Raw genomic sequence first — 18174 nt, forward strand, 5'->3', positions numbered from 1 at the left:
CGTTAAAATAACTTTAGGTTATGAAGTTTTCTGTCGCGGGTTGTTTGATCCTCCTCTCCTCTTTGTTGCGTCCGGTATTTGCCCAGCCGGGTAACGACAGCCTGCCACAACGGTTGTCGGCGATCCGGCAACGGCCATTGGATACCGCGCATGTCAATAGCCTGCGCAGGCTGGCCGGAACAGTCACGGACAGCGACAGCAGTCTGGCCCGGCAACTGTTTGAGGAGGCCTTGTCCAAAAGTCTACAACTGGGCGATGTCAATACCATTACCGATTGTTACCGTTTGCTGGGTGTATACCACAGTGCTTTTAACCGGCGCGACGAAGCACTGCGCTATTACCGGTTATCGGCCGGATCGGCGCAGCAGAACAAGAATTTGTACCTGTTGGCCGGTGTGCAGTACAATATGGGGAATATCTATTACTGGAAAGGGATGTACGACAGCTGTATTCATTACTACCAGCTGGCGGCTGCTGTTTTTGAAGCCCCTGCGGTATTGCAGCAGCAGGGCGTGACCGAGAAACAGGTTGACCGGCGCAAGAGTGATCTGTACGGTAGTATGAGTGAAGTGTTCACGACACTCAAAAACCTGGAGAAGGCCGATGTCTACATCGATAAAGCGATTGCCATCGCCCGCAAATACAATTCCCCCGCAGCCGCCGATGCCCTGGCGATGTACATGCAAACGAAGGCGGGCAACCATGCCGCCAATGGACAAACCGAAGCGGCCCTGCGAATTCGACTGGCCTTTCTGCCGCAAATGGAGCAGGGACAAAATGCGCCCATTTACCGGCAAATGGCTTACCAGCATATCTCGCAGGAATACCTGCAGCTGAACAAGATCGACTCGGCAGCGTTGTTTGCCAACAAAAGTCTTGCACTGGCCAGTTCTATCAAGGTGCCCAATGCCATCGCCGCTGCCAACTGGCAGTTGGGGTGTATCGCGCTGCGGCAGCATCAATATCCTCTGGCGGAGCAATACCTGACTGCCGCGAAAGCGCATTACGAAAGCACTGAAGATCCCGAAGAGCAGCAAAGTTATTACGAGGCGATGCGGGAACTGGCGTACAAGACGGGTAATTATAAGGCGGCTTACGACTATGCAGAAAAGTACCAGACCATCAGCGATAGTATTGTGCAAAGTGCCCGTGCCAGGGAATTTGCCGAGCGGGAGATGCGGTATGAAACTGAGAAGAAGGAAACGCAGATCAAGTACCAGCAAAGCCAGCTGGAGCAACACCGGCTGATCAATTACGGGCTGATCGGCGGATTGCTGGCCCTGGGTGTCATTTTGTTCCTCACCTGGCGCAACTACAAAAACCGGCGGCTGCTACAGCAGCAGCGGATACATGAACTGGAAACGGAGAAACAATTATCTGCCACACAATACCTGCTGAAGGGGCAGGAAGATGAACGCAATCGCCTGGCCAAAGACCTGCACGATGGTTTGGGCGGACTGCTGAGTGGTGTTAAATTACAACTGGGTGCTATGAAAGGAAATTTGATCCTGAGCGAAGAAAATGGCCGGTCATTCAACCTGGCCTTGCAAAAACTGGACGAGTCGATCAGCGAGATGCGTCGCGTGGCGCACAACATGATGCCGGAGGCGCTGTTGAATATGGGCTTGCAGCAGGCCTTGCAGGATTATTGCGATGGTTTGTCCGAAGGGCAGGCATTTGTGATCCACCGGGAGTTTCATGGCCTGGGCGAACGTATGGCGGCATCGGTAGAAGTCGTATTGTACAGGATCGTGCAGGAGTTGCTCAACAATGCGGTGCGGCATTCGGGTGCTTCGCGCATCGTGGCGCAGGTGATCCGTCAGGACAAAGAAGTGTCGATAACGATTGAAGACAATGGCATTGGGTTCAATACGGCTGCGCAGTCTGCCTTTCGTGGTGTAGGCTTGCGCAATATACAATCACGGGTCAATTACCTGCATGGCCAACTGGATATACAATCCACGCCTGGTAAGGGTACTTCTATTCATATTGACTGTTTAATAGAACATGATGAGCACAACGGAAAAGATTAGTTTGCTGGTGGTCGACGATCACCCGATGGTATTGGAGGGGATGCGGTCGATGCTGGCCCAGTTTGGTTATGTACACCTGACGGGGCTGGCGAGCAATGCCTGGGAAGCGATGGACTTGATCAAACAAGAGCGGCCGCATATTGTGCTGACGGATATCAATATGCCCGAAGTGAGCGGTATCGAGCTGGCGGAAAAGATCCGCCGGGAGTTTCCCGGTGTGAAGGTAATTGCGATGAGTACGTTTAAAGAAAGAAGCTATATCGCCCAAATGATACAGCATGGCGCAGTAGGTTACCTGTTGAAAAGCGCTTCACGCGAAGAGATCGAAGAAGCCCTGCTGCGCGTGTATGAAGGGTATATGTATATGAGTCATCACCTGCACATGACGGAACCCGAGCAGCAAGAAACGAAGCAACTGCCGGTGCTGACCTCCCGCGAAAAAGAGGTGTTGCAACTGATCTCCGACGGCTGTACCAATCCTGAGATCGCGAAGCGGTTGTTCATCAGTCTGCATACGGTGGATACGCACCGGAAAAACCTGCTGACGAAATTCAATGTCAACAATACGGCACTGTTGATCAAGATCGCCACGAAGGCGGCGTTGTTGTAATTTTTTGACTATTTTAGGGCATCAACCTGCTTGTATGTTCAAGTTCCCCGTTTTCATTGTCCTGCTCTTGTTGTCATTCACTGGTTTTGCCAACTCCTCGTTGCAGATTTCCGTCGACCTCGAAAGTGCCCGCGCGAACGTAGCTGTGCTGGGTAAAAAGTCGGTCAGCGACCAGGCGCTGAACCAGCTCGCCGATCTCTACGGCAATCAGCAACTGATCCGGAAAGTGAAGGGCTATAGCGGCGCCGGGCGGGAGGTGTTCATCAGTACTTTGAAGGAACTGGTGACGACCGGCGCCATCAAGGGCAATGATCCGTATGATTGGCGCAGCGTACAAAAAGCGGCGGCGGACATCAAAGCATTGATCACCCGGATCGATGCGGATACAGCAGGCTTTCTGCGCGATATCAAAGCCATGATTGCCCCGTATGCTCCGGCAGGATTAGATATTACCGTAAAGGCCTGTTTTCTCGCTGGTGGCGGCGCGCTGGGATTTACCTGGGGCGGTGAACCGACGTTCAACGTGGCCATGCACAAGCTGCACAATGATCTGCCGGGCACCAAGCTATTGGTGGCGCATGAGCTCTATCATATCGTACAGTATGCTGGTCAGGCCAAGCTGCCGTGGCCGGCGAAGGATGAACGCCCCCAGTACCTGCAGGCAACTGAAGGCTTACTGGAAAATTTATGGTCGGAAGGAACCGCCAACCTGGTAGGCGATTTTACGGGTGTTACTGGCGGCAGTGATTTCGCCAGGGAACAAATTACCGAGTTCACCAAAAACAGCGATCGTCGCCGGGAAAATTTCGCGCTCTTCGAAGCGATCCTGTACAAGAGTTACTGGGATACTGCTTCGCATCGATATGAGCAACATTACAATATTTGCTTTTCTACCGCTTTCGATGAAACGGCTTATTTCACGGGTTATGAGATGGCCAAGGCCATTCAGCAGTATCATGGTAAGGAAGCCGTGGCAGCACAGGTGCTGGCCCATCCGCTTTTGTTTATCGACAGCTATATCAAACTGTACAAAGAAGTGACAGATAAAAAGCTTATCCGGTTCGATGCCTCGACGGAGAAGATTGTGGAGGAGCTGATGGCGCTGCGCAAGCAAGCGGCAGGTCAGTAGCCCCTACTTACCCAACTCCTGCAACCGCTTTTGCGCATTTCCATTCTGTGGGTCCAGTTCCAGTGATCGTTTAAAATGTTGAGTGGCTGCTGCCTTGTCTTTTACAAACAGGAAAGCCTCCCCCAGACTATCATACAAGTTGGCAGAGCTGGGATATAGCTGGATGGCCAGTTGCAATACGGCAATGCCCTTGCGGGAGCTGCCAGGAGTAAAGGTCAATTGCAGTCCGAGGTTGTTGAGCTTGCCCTCATTGAGCTGAAAGGAGGGGTGTTGTTGCACGATGGACTGGTGCAAAGCTGTCAGGTGATTGTAATCCTGCGCCGCGGCCCGTTCATTAAAATCCTCGAAGCTGAATGCCTTTTGTACTGCCTGCTTTCTTGCTATGGTCAGCGCTTCCAAGGGTATGCCATTGTCAATGGGTTCTCTTTGCAGGAATTGTACAGCTTGCTGATCGTTTTTAAGACAAGCGTTGAGGAAGTTCAAGGTATACGATGTTACCCACTGGTACGATTGCATGATCTCGTCATCGGGTTTGTCTTGCCGTGCGTCCCTATCCTGTAACAGAATACTGGCGGCACTGAAATAAGCATGCGTTAGCTGATGAAACTGCAACCGGTAAGCCTGGCTGTTCACGAGACTGTCATAAAAATCAAACCGCGTATTCAGGCTGCTGTCCAGTTTGTCTTCCCGCAACACGGCTTCCGGAATGGCTTTTTGTGCCATATGTATAAAAGGAACGTTCACTTTCCGGATGTCGTAGAAGGGGGATTGCTGCAAAGTCTTATACTGATACTTCACGCTGCCATCCAGGCTTACGATCGCTTTGATACGGCTGTTCCTGGTTTGCGCCAGTACATTGGACAAGCCGCCGAAACTATACCCCATGGTGGCAATTTTATCGGCATCCACCTGCCTGTTGCCCAGCGCGGCCTTTACCAGAAATTCAATATCCCGGGCCTGTGTTTCCAGGTCCGACACCGTAGCCCCTTCCATATACCGGGTTTCAAATCCCCGGGAAGGGCTGGCGATCACGATGTACCCATGGCTGGCGAGGAACTCGCACAACACGAAATTTTCGATGGAAGCCCCCTGCAACCCGGGCGCATATACCACTGCTGGAAATTTACCATCGGCAGGCTTTAATTGGGCAATAGCCCGCGTCTTTTCTTTCAACCGCTGTTGGTGTTCCGGCGTATTGGTATAGGAGAACCAATTCAGTAGCTGGTCATCGGGCAGGTGCTCCCATTCTTCTTCAGCTTTCAGGATGCGCAGGTAATCCAAAACCGTTAAAGAGGTTTTGCCATCCACCTTATCCCTTGAAGGATACCAGATGCTGATCGGTATCGGCCGGGCGATATGCTGGTTGTTCCACTCGAAAATTCTTCGGTAGGTTCTGCTGCTATCGGTGGATGTGTAATGTTTGAATCCTACTGCATATTTCCCATAGGCGGGAGATAGCTTTTTCAAAGAGACCTGCGCCATTACAGTATAGGAAAGGCTGCTGAATAATACCAGGAGAAGAATAAACAGTCGCATCGAATGGTTTTAGTGTAGGGAAATTACTGCATTCATCGCGAATACCCTCGGGCCGTTGTGTTTGTCCAGCGTAATTAACAGATCATTGGTCTTTTATTGGGGCAGCCAATTGAAAAAAGCCGCCCCTGGTGTAGATACACGGAGGCGGCTATTGTGTTCAGCCTGCTATTATTATAGAATCACCCTTACTCCATCGTTTTGAAATCGGACTCCTTCAGCTGGTAACGTTCCATGACTTGCTCCAGCGATAATGCTTTGAGGTCGATTGCACGGCTTCCGCCTCCTATTTGTACCTGGCCGGAGGGGATAACGATCACCTTCAAGCCAGAGGCACTATAAGACGGCGCTTTCTGTGCAGCCGGGCTGGTCTGTTGTATATCGGCAACGATACGTACTGACAGGTAATCGTTGTTGCCTGTCTGATCGCGGTAATTCATCCAGGCTTCATAATTCTCTTCGCCGGTACTGTTGTTGCCCCCGATAAAGGGCATGGCTACCCAGGGAGCCTCCTGCGTGCTGGTGTTTTTTTTCATTTTTACATATACCAGCACCACCCCTTCCGGAATTGCACCGTCGCGGTCATCTACATAAAACCCGTCGTCATAATTGACAGAGCTTGCACTACTTGCCCGCTCCAACGTATAACCGGTGGTCAAAAAGGCATTCTTTTTCCAGCGGAATACATGGGCGGCCTGTGAGGTGTAGGCCTTCACGGCCCCATTACCGGTACCACCACTGCTGCCGGGCGGACCAGGGTTGCCTTGTGGCCCTTCGGGGCCTGCCGGTCCATCGGGTCCCTGTTTGTTGCAAGCTGTCAATACGGCGATCAGCAGCACATAGTAAAGTATCTTTTGCATGTGAGTTGTTTTAATTGGTATTGATATCAGCCCCATCCCAGCTGGTCGCTGCCGGTGGAGGGTATGATCACGAACTTTAAAAAGTCAATGGGCATCGGCTTGGGCGCATCGCGGTTGCCCCAGTCCTCCATCTCGGCCAGCACCGTGATCACATAGCGGCCGGCAATTTTTTCTACCTGGTAGCTATAGGTGCGCAGGTCGTAAAAGTCAATGGGAATATTGGCCAATTGGAACACCCCTTTTCCATTGTAGCTCCTGTCGGTCCCCACTCCATAAATCAACAAAGCGCCATCGTCTATTTTGGTGGTGAGTGAATCGGGCAACCGGAAGGTATTGCCGGTGGCTGTACCCGATCTCCAGTTGAGCCGGTAAATGGCCTTGGTGGTCGTGCGGGCAGTCTCTACCCAGTTATAGGTTCCAGCGGACGCTGGTGTCAATACGGAAATGATGTTGGTGGCAATACCGCCACTCCCTGTGCCGGGTGCTCCTGCCGGGCCTTCCGGACCTTCTGGTCCCTGGGGACCGACCAGTCCTTCTTTGGTGCAAGCCACCAGGCTGCAGCTGCAAAGCAATAATACGAGGTATCGTTTCATACAAATAGTATTGGTGGTTTGGATCAATTATTCAGGTTGAGGGTGTAGGTCTTCGCTGCACTGGCGATCACTACTTTAATCTTCGTTACGGCAATGGGGTCTTTGTCTTCCCCGTTAACCCCTTCTTTGATCTTGGCATAGATACCGAGGTTGAGTCCTTGAAAAGTGGCTTCGTAGATCTCGTCTTTCGCCGCGCCCCGAACCCAGGGCAGTTGGTACCAATCGTCTTCCGGGCCACCCACGTAAACGACCGCCAGGCCTTTTTCTATCACGTCCCGTAAACTGTCGGGCAGGTATATATTTCCGCCTTCCAGCCCAAAAACGCCATAACCACCCCATCCATCCGACAATTCCCACTTTAATTTGTCGGCGGGATCGTTTACAAAGGTGACCACGCTGCTACCGCCTTCTCCCCCACCCGCATTTTCGCCAGGTGGTCCGTCCGGTCCCTGCGGGCCTTCTGCGCCCATGGGGCCTTCCCGTTCGCAGGCTGCCAGCAGCAACCCCAGGCTGATGAGCAGGATGCCTGCAAACCGTTGTGTGCTTGTTTTCATTGTTCTTGTTTTTATGGTTAATGATGTTGGTTCGTTTTCAATACCGGATGGTGGCCTCGTTGCTCCGGTCGCTTTCGGTGTTGTCGCTGGTGATGGCCCGGATGAAATAGAAATACTGGTGTCCTTTGGTGGCGGCCTTATCGGTGAAGGCATCGCCGGTTACGGTACCGGCCTTTACCGGATCCTGGCCACGTTCGTAACGGTACACGGTATATTGTAGTGATTCACTTCCGGCGGGTGCTTCCCAATTCAACTGTATTCCGGTACCTACTTTGTTGGCGACTAACGATGCGGGCGCTGCGGGTTTATTGCCCGTGATGCTGACCGTTGCCCAGGTAGCGGGTACACTTTGTACACCGAGCAAGGATTGGGTGATCACACTGTAGCGGTACGATACGTTAGGTTGTACCAGTGTATCTGCAAATTGGTTGCTGCTGCAATAAATAGTGTCGGTGGTGTAGGTGCTTGTCCCTGTTGCCTTTTTACCGCGCAGCAGCTTATAGCCCGATACATTGGCGTCGTAATTACCTACGGCATCCCAGCCCACATATATACGGCCATCTTCGGCATAAGCGGTTACCCGCATGGGTGGTTTGGGGATGGGTAGGTTCTTCAACGGCCTGGCCACGGCGGTATCGGAAAAAGAACTTTCCACCTGACTGGTCGAGTAGGCTTTCAGGGCGTAGTTATACATTCGGTCGCCCCGTAGGCTGCTGTCGGTGTCGGTCCAGGTATACTGTTGTACGGTGTCGAGGGCAGGGATCATGGTGCGGATCAGTTGCAGGGGCTGTCCGCGTTCGGCCCGGTACAGCCAGAAACCGGTGGTGTTATCGGCGGGATGCTCCCAGGTGAGTACAACACCTTCTTTGTTGCCGGTCGCTTCGAGTTGCCGTGGCGGTGCCGGTAAGCGGGTATCCATGAAGCTGGCAGCAAAGGAGGTACTGCGTTTGGGTTTGAACTGCGTTTTGTACTCCACTTCAAAGTAGTAGAAATAAGGGGTGGCAGGCTTCACCTGCTGATCGAGGTAGTTGGTGTCGGTGGCTGAGAGGTCGGCAATGCGCTGAAAGCGGTTGAGTGAATTGGTGCTACGGTACAACGTCAGTGTCTTGATGAAAGCTGCCTCGGGCAATTGCCAGTTGATGTTGATGCCTTGTGCGGCACTATCTGCCAGGGCTTTTACGCGTTGCGGCATGGGCATTTGCAGTGGGTCGAGAGAGGCGATGGTGATGGTATCCGACACGGGGGCCGCATTACCCAGCACATCAAAAGCTTTTACAAAGTAGCGGTACAGGTGACCCGCTTTGGCGGAGGTGTCTTTCACCAGGTATTGTACCGAATCCTTGCCCGGCAGGTAACCTACGATGGCCGGCACTTTGGTAAAGACGCCATTGTCTTCGCTGCGCCAGGTTTCGATATGGTCGGGCTTATCCTGGAAGGTCGTGCGCCAGTACAACTGCAAATGACGTTGTGGTTTGTTGAAGACGGCCTGCTGGTACAAGGGAGTCGCCACGGACAAATTGTTGAAACGTACAGGTAAGGACAGTGCTGTATAATTAGTGCCGGTAGCCGTGACGCGGTATTGGTACGATTGGCCGGCCTTTACTTTTTCATCGAGCCAGATCATGTTGAAGCCAGCCAACACCGGTGTGCTGTAGCCGAGTACCCGCAGGGCAGATAGCGAGCCGGCTGCCTTACCCCGGTGCCAGATGGAATCGAGGCGCAGGTTGGATAGATCCTGTTGGTAAGGCAACAGGTTATTGGAGGCCAGGGCGCGTTGTTTGAAATCAGCAACGTTGGTAACTGCCGGTAACGTGGCTATAATCGTATAGTCGTTCTCGTTCGCGGCTTTGCGTTCGATCTTGTAGGCGGTAACAGGACCTTTGACATCGCTGATCACTTCACCGGTCAATACGAAGATGCCCTTGGCGCCGGGCCGAGCCAAGCCGGCCAGCAAATCCTGGGCTTGTGTCCGGAGGGCGGTGATGATGAGGAAGAAAAGAATGTATTGCTTCATGATCGGGTGGTTATGTAGTGGGTGCTATTGTTTTTTACTGTTTGATTGGGGGAACGTGCTGCTGCCGCTGGATACCTCGAGGCGGAAACTGGAGTCATCCTGCGTGATGGTGCCCACGGCATTGAAGCCTATCGAGCCATAGGCCTCGCTCATCACACAGGCGCCTTCACATTTGCTGGTGCATACCAGGCCGCCACCGGCGTAAACGCGACCTTCCAGTCGTATATAACCCGTCACGGCCAAATTGTAGTTGCCATTGGTATTGTAGGTGCCATCGGCATCTACCCCCGCCCGCACGCCTACTTCTACCCCGGCGCAGGCATGGATGGCAGATACGCCGAGCCTGAAATAAGCGTTCACGAATATGCCCATGCCCATATTGTAGGTGGTGGTAGAGCCGAAGTTGATACCGAGGCGCACATCGCCACCCACTGTCACTTCCAGCGCGGCATCGACGAGCCCCAGGTCGATGTCGAAGTTGGGCACACCGGGGACTGGTATTTCGGCGCCTGCTTCAAAAAAGAAGCCGTCGAGTTGCTGCAATTGCGTATAGCCACGGGGCATTTCGTTGAGTTGCCGGAAATAATAGCTGTACTCTTTCAGCATGTCTTCGATGGCTGACTGCCGGTCGCTGGAGAGGTGCTTGTAGTTGCCGAAGAGCAGGAAGGCGCTGCCCCTTACGGAGGGGTTGCTCATGTCCATCGCACCGCCCGACATAAAGTAGTAACCATAGCGGTCCACTACCAGTTCGGCATCACCACTGATTGCCATGCTGCCTGCCTTGTTGTCGAAGGAGAGATTGCCCATGAGGCGGTGGTTGGCCATATCATAGCTCATGTTAAGCCCTTCGATGGGCGCCTCCATTTTCTTGAGCTTAACTTTTTGGTTATTGACCTGTAAGGCACCCAGTACATCGAAGCGCATGCGCTTGCCATCAGCTGTAAAACCCATGCTTTCGGGCATGTCGCCGGTGATGTACAGGTTGTTCCATTGGTTGTTGGTCACCCACATGCGGCCCTCGATGTTGGAGAGGAGGATCGGACTGTTGCCAGAGCCGCCCAGCCGTACCGACTGCTTTTGGGGTGTTTCATCCAGTACCAGTTGGGTCTCCTGGCTGGTTTTGGTGAGGGTGAATGCTACATTCTTGAATACATCCGGATTCTCATCGCTCACGCGGCCCTTGATGATCATTTGTCCGTTGGTGAAACTGATGGCAGTACTGTTGTTGCCATTGAAGGCCATATCGATTCCCTTCACGCGCACATTGTTCATGGCGAAGGGGCGTAAGGTCATGTTCGATATCGTATTCGCGCCGGTCTTTTCATAGAGCAGGCCGGTGGCATATACCGGGAAGGCTGGTATGGTGGGATCGAGTTGGCCACTCAGCGTGAGCAGCGTATTCGACAGGAATACATTCTGCAACGTGAAGTTGGCAATATTGTGCACTTTGTACACCGGCAGGCTGTTGCGCAGGTTCACCACCTGTTCGCCATTGCTGTAGAACCAGATATCGGTAAAGGGTATGACCGCATTGGCCGCCAGTCCACTCAGGTGCTGACCGCTGATCTCTGCGGCTGCCTGGTCATTGCTCTGGCTGGTAATGGCCAGGTACCAGGCGGGTGCAGCGAGGGTGGCATCGTAGCCAAAGGTGGCCCCGGTGCGCACGGTGACCGGTATGGCATTCAATAGTTTTACGTTGTTGGTTTGCAGGGAGCCGGGTGCAATCCAGAACTCCGTAGGATACAGGTCGGCGTTGTTGACCGGCATCTGCATGCCGGCTGCGTTGAGGGTGCCGTCGAAGCGAACGCCCTGCGCCCCGATGAAGACCCGCTGCCATTGCATGCTGAACGTACCGCCCAGTGCCGTGGTATGGTTGACGGCGCGGTTGATGTCGTCCAGTTCGCGGTCTTTGTTGATGCGCACCTTGCCGATGGGCAGGTTGAGGTTGGGCTGGGAAACGTGTTCCAGGTTGGTCTGCAGCCTTGTGTCAAGTGTAAGGGAGTCTTTGTACAGGCGGGAGGAGCCTTTCGCGGCGATGGCGTTGAACGCGTGCAGACGGTAGGTGAGGTCGTTGCCATTGGCATTGCCCACACCGATGCCCTGGCTGGTATTGACCACCGATGGGCCGTTGGCCGTGAATACCGGAAACTGCAGGGCACTGGCACCACTGCCGTTGACGAGGTTAATGGTTTGCCCGGCATCGAGGCCAATGCTGTTGCTGGTGAAGGAAGTGAGCTCGATCCTTACCCGCCCTTGCGCCACGCCTTGCTGCTGGTTGCCCACACCGTAGTTGTTGAGCGTAACACCATTGGTATTGTCGTGTAAGGTGGCTTCGTAGAAGTTGAACACGGTAATCGTCTGTTCGTTGATGTCTGTTTGCATGGGCAGCGTGCGCGGCCGGCAGTAAGGCTTCAGCGAATCATTGCGGATGTTGTCGGCTACCACAAACAGGTCCGAAAATTCGATGGTGCTGAGGCGCTTGCCACTGGCGGTAGAGCCGCCCATTTTAAAGACGGTATTGGCCGAGTCGCTGATGTTGACGATTCCGGAGATCTTAACCGAGGTGTTTACGGCTGTGTTGACGGCCGATCCGGTTTGTCCTGCACCTCCGGCTGCTTGTCCTACACCTCCTTGTCCTAAGCCCGGACGGGCAGGATTTGCTGTGTTTTCGACGAGCTCTGTTACTTCCAGCGGGAAGCCCAACAGGCGGCTGAGGTCAAGGTTTTCATAGATGCGCAACTTGAAGTTGATGGTCGTGGTGGTGGTCGTGTTGCCGCCGCCGAGGGTATGGGCATAGACGATCAATCCGTAAGCAGTTTGGGTACTGGATTGCCCTTCGGTGAATTCCAATCCCTGGTGGCCTACTTTGGACGCTGTGAACGTCAGTATCGTATCCGCTGGCACGCCCTGCAGGGTGTACTCTCCGTTATTGTTGGTGAAGGTTTCGATGAGGGGGGAGGATCCTTTTACGCGTACCCGGGCATTGGCCACCGGCATTTGACCGAAGGTGACTTTGCCTTTTACGATACGTGCCCGCTTAAGCAATACATCTACCCTTTTCCAGGTTTTGCCGGCTGTACTGTTGACCTGCTTATCGGTTACCACATAGCTGGTTCCATCGGGACCGGTAATGCGGAATTTGAAACTGGTGCCGGCATTGAGGAAGGCGAAGTCCACGCCGCCCCCGTTGTTCGTCAACTTCTGATAGGGCCCCAGGATGGGCGGCAGGTTGTTGCCTTGCCCGATGATCACATTGGTATTGTTCTGATTGTTGTTGTTATTGTTGTTGCCGGGTAGTTCAACGGGTGTGTTGGGCATATTGGATTGTGCGCCTTCGTACAACCAGGGGCTTTGCAGGCCGGTATACATCTCTGCGGCATTGCCGTTTTCCAACAACAATTCTACGCGGGCTTTGTCGAGCCGTTGTGGCGACTGCTGCCCTATGGCTCCTTTGATGTTGAAGTAGATGCGGTGCAGTTTGTATTTGATCACAACGGCTTTGGTCAGTTCTTCGTCTGCCGGAACAGATAGGGTGATCGTATCTTTTTCGTACAGGTCATGGTTGGTCGGGTGGATCACGATCTTCCGGTTGCTGCCCGAGGGTAGCTGGATGGTGACGATGTGCTGGTTGTGGTCGTCGGGGTCCAGGGTGGAACGGTGGGTGATGCCTTCTACGCCTGTTGCAGGATCGTAATAGTGTACATCGGCAGCGGCCTTGGTGCCTTTTTCGTTTTTCAGGGTGAGGGTCACAGTGCCTTTGGGTTCCAGCCAGAGGGTGCCGGCATTGAAGGCCATACCTGTTTTCAGGATGCCTACATCGCCGCCTTCATTGCCATTCCAGGTGGTGAGGTAGTTGATGGCCTTGTAGGCGCTTTTGAAGCCGCGTTTATCTACCTGCAGTATGTAATAGTAGCCAATGCTGTTGTTGAAGTAACCTTCGTAAGGCAGTAGTTCTTCGTTGACCCGTCCGTCGACGCCGGTCACGTCGGTACGTTCCATTACCATGGGCGTGCCCTTGTGCTCCAGCCCTGCCTTGAGGAGTGTGAAGCCCGCCTCCTGCCCTTCATTCACCAGCAGCCCCCAGCGACCGTTGGCTGCTATTTGCCGGGCATTGAGCATGGCTGCGCGGCTGAGTTTCCACAGGTACCAGCGCGCTTCGGGTTGGTTGGCGCCGAGGTCATCGGTATTGCCGGCTGCCCGGTTTTTTACCTGGGCGTACACGCGCGGTTTCTGTTTATAAGTGCCTTGTATATGGTAATATTCTACCCACGAACCCAGTCGGCCGGGTACGGAATATTGCTGTGTATTGAGCATACCCAGGCAGTTGCCTTCGGCACAGTCGCTGTTGATGTAGTGGCCGCCATTGGTGAGGCAACTGCTGCCTGCCTGCCATTGTGCTTTGGTGCCGTAGGCCAGGCGGTAATCATAATGCCCGATCGCCTGATCGGTCTGGTTGGGATTGGCAATACGGCTGATGATATAGTATGGCGTTTTATAGTCTGTACAAGCTTCCAGTACCAGGTGCTCGATCACGGCTTCGCCATTGGCATTGGAGATGCCTCTGCCGATCACTTCGTAGTCAAATGATCCCTCCCAGTGGATGGTATTGTCGCTGAAAATACCGGGACTGCCTTCGTCTTTGGGTATCATGCTTTTGCGGGCCGTACGCCGGCATACCATCACTTCCATGCCTTCTTTTACCAGGCTATGGTCATCTGCCTCTGCTACCAGTACGCGCAATCGGAATGTTTTGACCTGGGCGTACAGGGTGCCCATATCCTTGCTGGACGGAATACCATACAGGTATTGAATGGGGTTGGCATAATAAGAAGATCCCTGTGCAGCGAGCCTGACCATCAGCACCGTCTGGTGCCCACCGGAGATACTCCAGCCACCGGCATCGCCCCCACTGTTGTACTCGACCGGCGTATTCTTGATGGCGAAACTGATATCGTCTATGTCTGGTACGTTGAAGGTAAAGCTGCCATCGGCTGTCGTCGTTGCGGTGGCCAGTACGGTATTGCCAGGTAGTATATTCCCTTCGATCAAAGTGGGAGCACTGCCGGATGGCTGTGGGTTGATGAAGCGGGTCGCTTTGATGAGTTGCACCGTCATGCCGGCCAGTGGGCTGTTTTGGTAGCCGGAAAAACCACTCGTATTGCCAATAACGGAGAGGCCCTGCGCAACACCAATGTTCATACCGTTTACGGTACTGTTATTTTGGTTGTTTTGATTGCCCTGGCTGTTTTGTCCGCCCTGGTTTTGACCATTGGCGGCAACTGTGTTGCCGAAATTGTTTCTGTTGGAGGCGTAGCCACCCATCAGCCAGTAATAGCGCAGTTTGCCTTTCAGTTGGGTGTTGTTGAAGGTAGGGCCGGTGTATTCGCTGATGGGTATATCGTTGACAGCCCCCTGGATAGCGGTACCTAACTGGAAGGTGACGATCTCGCTCCGGCCGAGGTTGTTGAGCAATACTTTCTCATTGCGGTCGCGGGCGATCACCTGCATGGCGTAGGTCTGCCCCTTTTCAAAAGGCAGGTCGAAGGGTTGGGTCACATAACTCTGTCCCAAGGCTTTTCGTTTGTTCACAACCGGGTTACCGGCGCCGAAGTCGCGGGCGGCAGCAATGGCATCGTTGGGATTTTGTCCGGGTTGCACCTTTACCACGATCTGGTCGTATTCGATCAGTGAGCCCGCGAGGTTGCCCAATGGCGGCGTCCAGCTGAAGTTGAGGTTGTTCTGTTCTGCCGGGTAAGTATGGTTGTTTTGTGGATAGGTAATAACGGGAGGATCGAGGCGGCTGAGGTTGAAATGGAAGCAACCGACGGAGGGATCCGATACCAGCTTACCCGTACGGTATTCGTAAGCGTTGATACAAACCTGGTAATTGCCTTCGGGCAACAGGCCCGTCTGGATGATATTGGCCAGCATGGCATCGTTGGCGTTGGTGGCGATGTTGTTTTGGTCGAAGAAGCGCATCAGGTCGGGGTTGGCCGTGAGCACTGTGGTGGCGCCGGGCCCCAGGCTGATGGGCATGGATGGCATAAAGTCTTTGTTGGTGCGGATGTACACGCCGCGGGATTCGTTGCTGATGCTGCCGCCCAGTTTGATGTCGACTGCCGTGCGGGAGGTATTCGTCAGTACGATCACCGCTTTATTCTCCAGGTGGTAATAGTCTTTGATATAAGCCGAATAAGGCGCGCGCAGGGTAAACGAAATGTTTACCTGTGCAGCAGCCGTGATGGAAGCAAAGGCCAGCAGGATGAGCAGGGTTCGCATCCCGTATTGTTTGGCAGTAAGTGGTATATTTTTCATGTGTGCTGTCACTAAAGGTTATTGATGGAGGGTGGCGGTTAGAAAGTGATGCCGTAGCCGACGCGGAATGTTTTTTCATCGAAACTTTTGACCACGGTTTGGTCTTTGGCTTCGTTCTTCAGGTAATTGAAGAGCAGCTGTACGCTGTTTTGTTTGATGAGGCGGAAGCGTAAGCCCACGTCGGCATTGAGGGTATAACCATTTTGGGTACCGTCGAATTTGTTGCTGTTGTAGGTGGCGTTGGTGGTGAAGGCCAGTTTTTGCTTGAAGACCGGCAGCGTAGCGCCTACACCGGCGCCTACCGAGCCGATATCACCCGTGGTGAGACTGGTATTGTTGTAATTGGCAGAAGCATTGAAGGACAGTCCTGTTTTCAACAAGGTGTGGCTGTATACCAGGGTCGAGAACAGGGTGCGTTGATCGGCGACGGCGTTGATGCTTTTGACGGGGCTGTTGAGTGACTGCAGGCTGGCTACCAGTTGCAGGTTCTTCACCGTGTTTTCATTGACGAAGTTGAAGTAAGGCATCACGACGAAGCTGTTGGATACCTGTTTAAAGAGTTCATCATTGGGTGAAGTACGTAAGGGATTTTGGGTGATGCCGAAATTACTGTAATTGATGTTGAGGCCAAACCAGTTGACCGGCATATAGCTGATATTGCCATTGCCGGTGAAGCGTTTGGAGGTGGCCAGTTTCTGACGATAGATATTGTCTTCCTGCCAGCCCAGGCTGCCGTTGAGGAGCAGTTTGCCTTTGTTGAGACGCAGGGAGGGCAACACGGAATATTGTTGTATATCGCTTTGAAAAAAATAAGCACCCATGGATTTGTAATCGGGGTCGATGCGCTTGTAGCTGACGCCAAGGCCGATGACCTTGCCGGCATAACTGAGCCTCGTTTCACCAGCAGTCAGTACCTGCGAGGAGATGCGGGAGTCGAAGAAGTCGGTCAGTTGGCGGAGAGTCTTCGGATCGGAGGAGTCCAGTTCGATTTTCGGGCTATAGATGTCATTGGTGTAATGGCTCAGCCCGATATCGGTTTGCCAGGTAAAGTGTTTGAAGAAGGTGAGCCGCCAGGATAGACCAAGCACATGGTTCTCGGCGGGTGGTAGGGAGTCTCTGAATTTGGAGTCGACGGAGCCTTCTTTGTCCCACCCTTTGAGGTAGGAGAAGTCGAGGTAATTCTTCTCTGTCCCCACACCAATCTTCGCCGCATAGGCCATACGGGTATAGGCGGCCACGGGCCGAAAGGCCAGCGGATTGGCCATCTGTGCCGAGTCGATGGAGGCAGACCGGTTGAGGCGGCCATACATGAAGCCTAGGCGAAGCCCTTTGGGGTTGAGCTCTACCCCGCCGCCCAGCATGCGGTAGCCTGCCAGGGTGTAGGGCGAGAACTGGATGTTGCGGTAGCCGGCATGTACGGTGATCCATTTGTACCGGGGACTGATGCCGTATTGGTTGAAGGGTTGGTAGTACCGGTTCTCAAAATTACTCAGCAGGAAGGAGAACGGTACTTGTACACCGAGTACGGTGAGCGTGGGGGTGCCGGCAATCATCCAGGAGCTGGCCTGTTTGCGGTTTTCGATGCCGCTGGCGCCGTATTGTTCAAACTGGAAGTTGAGGGTGCCGCTGAAGCGAATGGGCTTTTTGAAGTTGATGTTTTCAATATCCTGTGCGATGACCGGCCCTGTCAGCAGGACCAGTAGCAGCAGGATGGATAATTTGTTGGTGTATGGGTGATAGTGCATGGAGCAGTTGTTTTACCACACAAAATTGGTTCATACACCAGGGTGAGACAATCGCGAGATCGGGTGAGAAAAGGGGGATGGGCGGTAGATTGGGGTGAACAGGTGGCGGGCTGGTTAGGGCGAACCCAGGTGGGATGGTTGCTTACACGAGTTTGTCGCGCAGGGCGCGGGCGACGGCTTCGGTGTTGGAGTTGACCTGCAACTTGAGGTAGATATTGCGGATATGTGTTTTGATCGTGTCGAGGGATAGGTCCATGGCGGCGGCGATCATCTTATAGCTTTTGCCGGTGACGAGTTGTTGCAATACGGCAGTCTCTTTGGCGGTGAGTTCCACTTTCTCTGTGGTTGGCCGTTCGGGCATATTGGCGCGGAACAGTTCCATCACGCGGCGGGCGATGCCGGGTGTCATGGGCGATCCGCCGCTGCTGACGTTTTGCAGGGCTTCGATATAACCGGTGAGGGAGGTTGTTTTTAGTATGTATCCCGAAGCACCGGCGCAAATGGCGTCGAAGATATAGGCGTCTTCGGAGAACACCGTTTGTATCAGCACATGTACGTCCGGGAAACTGGCTTTGATGATGCGGGTGGCTTCGATGCCGTTCATGCCCGGCATTTCTATGTCCATCAGTACGGTATCGGGTCTGTCTTTTTCGATGCGGTGCAGCAGGTCGCTGCAATTGTGGTAGGCGCCGGTACAGATAAATCCCGGCGTACCGTTGAGTACGATCTGCAGACTTTCCCGGAGGTGCTTGCTGTCTTCAAATATGACGATGCGGCTGTCTGGCATA

The 18174-nt window shown here is 53.5% G+C and carries 11 protein-coding genes; 3 read left to right on the forward strand and 8 right to left on the reverse strand.

The window, feature by feature from the left end; translation table 11 throughout:
- Positions 1 to 20 precede the first annotated feature (20 nt).
- The 3 genes from P2W70_RS16535 to P2W70_RS16545 are packed head-to-tail and all read left to right on the forward strand — an operon-like array spanning position 21 to position 3772.
- Positions 21 to 2033 carry a tetratricopeptide repeat-containing sensor histidine kinase gene (locus P2W70_RS16535; RefSeq protein WP_276482603.1) on the forward strand — a complete coding sequence of 671 codons (2013 nt, stop codon included), beginning with the start codon at positions 21 to 23 and terminating at the stop codon, positions 2031 to 2033.
- The gene (locus tag P2W70_RS16540; protein WP_276482604.1) at positions 2011 to 2643 is read left to right on the forward strand and encodes a response regulator transcription factor; all 633 of its coding nucleotides are present in this window, start codon (positions 2011 to 2013) and stop codon (positions 2641 to 2643) included. Before P2W70_RS16535 ends, P2W70_RS16540 begins: the two co-directional genes overlap by 23 nt.
- A gap of 34 nt (positions 2644 to 2677) precedes the next feature.
- Positions 2678 to 3772, forward strand: a complete 1095-nt coding sequence (locus P2W70_RS16545; RefSeq protein WP_276482605.1) for a DUF5700 domain-containing putative Zn-dependent protease — start codon at positions 2678 to 2680, stop codon at positions 3770 to 3772.
- Positions 3773 to 3775: 3 nt separating this feature from the next.
- On the opposite strand, the gene P2W70_RS16550 is transcribed toward P2W70_RS16545, so the two are convergent.
- The 8 genes from P2W70_RS16550 to P2W70_RS16585 form a co-directional block, all read right to left on the reverse strand.
- A complete protein-coding gene (locus P2W70_RS16550) occupies positions 3776 to 5308 on the reverse strand; it encodes a dienelactone hydrolase family protein (protein WP_276482606.1) in 1533 nt (510 codons plus the stop codon).
- Positions 5309 to 5493: 185 nt separating this feature from the next.
- Entirely contained in the window at positions 5494 to 6165 is a 672-nt protein-coding gene (locus P2W70_RS16555) for a lipoprotein (RefSeq protein WP_276482607.1), read from the reverse strand.
- Positions 6166 to 6191: 26 nt separating this feature from the next.
- On the reverse strand, positions 6192 to 6758 hold the full coding sequence (locus P2W70_RS16560; protein ID WP_276482608.1) for a hypothetical protein: 567 nt from the start codon (positions 6756 to 6758) through the stop codon (positions 6192 to 6194).
- A 23-nt stretch (positions 6759 to 6781) separates the two neighbouring features.
- Positions 6782 to 7312 carry a hypothetical protein gene (locus P2W70_RS16565; RefSeq protein WP_276482609.1) on the reverse strand — a complete coding sequence of 177 codons (531 nt, stop codon included), beginning with the start codon at positions 7310 to 7312 and terminating at the stop codon, positions 6782 to 6784.
- 37 nt (positions 7313 to 7349) lie between these two features.
- Positions 7350 to 9326 (reverse strand): fibronectin type III domain-containing protein, encoded by a 1977-nt coding sequence (locus P2W70_RS16570; protein WP_276482610.1) that lies wholly within the window; start codon positions 9324 to 9326, stop codon positions 7350 to 7352.
- 24 nt (positions 9327 to 9350) lie between these two features.
- Entirely contained in the window at positions 9351 to 15641 is a 6291-nt protein-coding gene (locus P2W70_RS16575) for a carboxypeptidase-like regulatory domain-containing protein (RefSeq protein WP_276482611.1), read from the reverse strand.
- Positions 15642 to 15679: 38 nt separating this feature from the next.
- On the reverse strand, positions 15680 to 17386 hold the full coding sequence (locus P2W70_RS16580) for a hypothetical protein (RefSeq protein WP_276482612.1): 1707 nt from the start codon (positions 17384 to 17386) through the stop codon (positions 15680 to 15682).
- A 142-nt stretch (positions 17387 to 17528) separates the two neighbouring features.
- On the reverse strand, positions 17529 to 18173 hold the full coding sequence (locus P2W70_RS16585) for a response regulator transcription factor (RefSeq protein WP_276482613.1): 645 nt from the start codon (positions 18171 to 18173) through the stop codon (positions 17529 to 17531).
- Between the last annotated feature and the right edge of the window lies 1 nt (position 18174).

It is taken from the genome of Paraflavitalea pollutisoli, from assembly GCF_029360705.1.
GTDB lineage: Bacteria > Bacteroidota > Bacteroidia > Chitinophagales > Chitinophagaceae > Paraflavitalea > Paraflavitalea pollutisoli.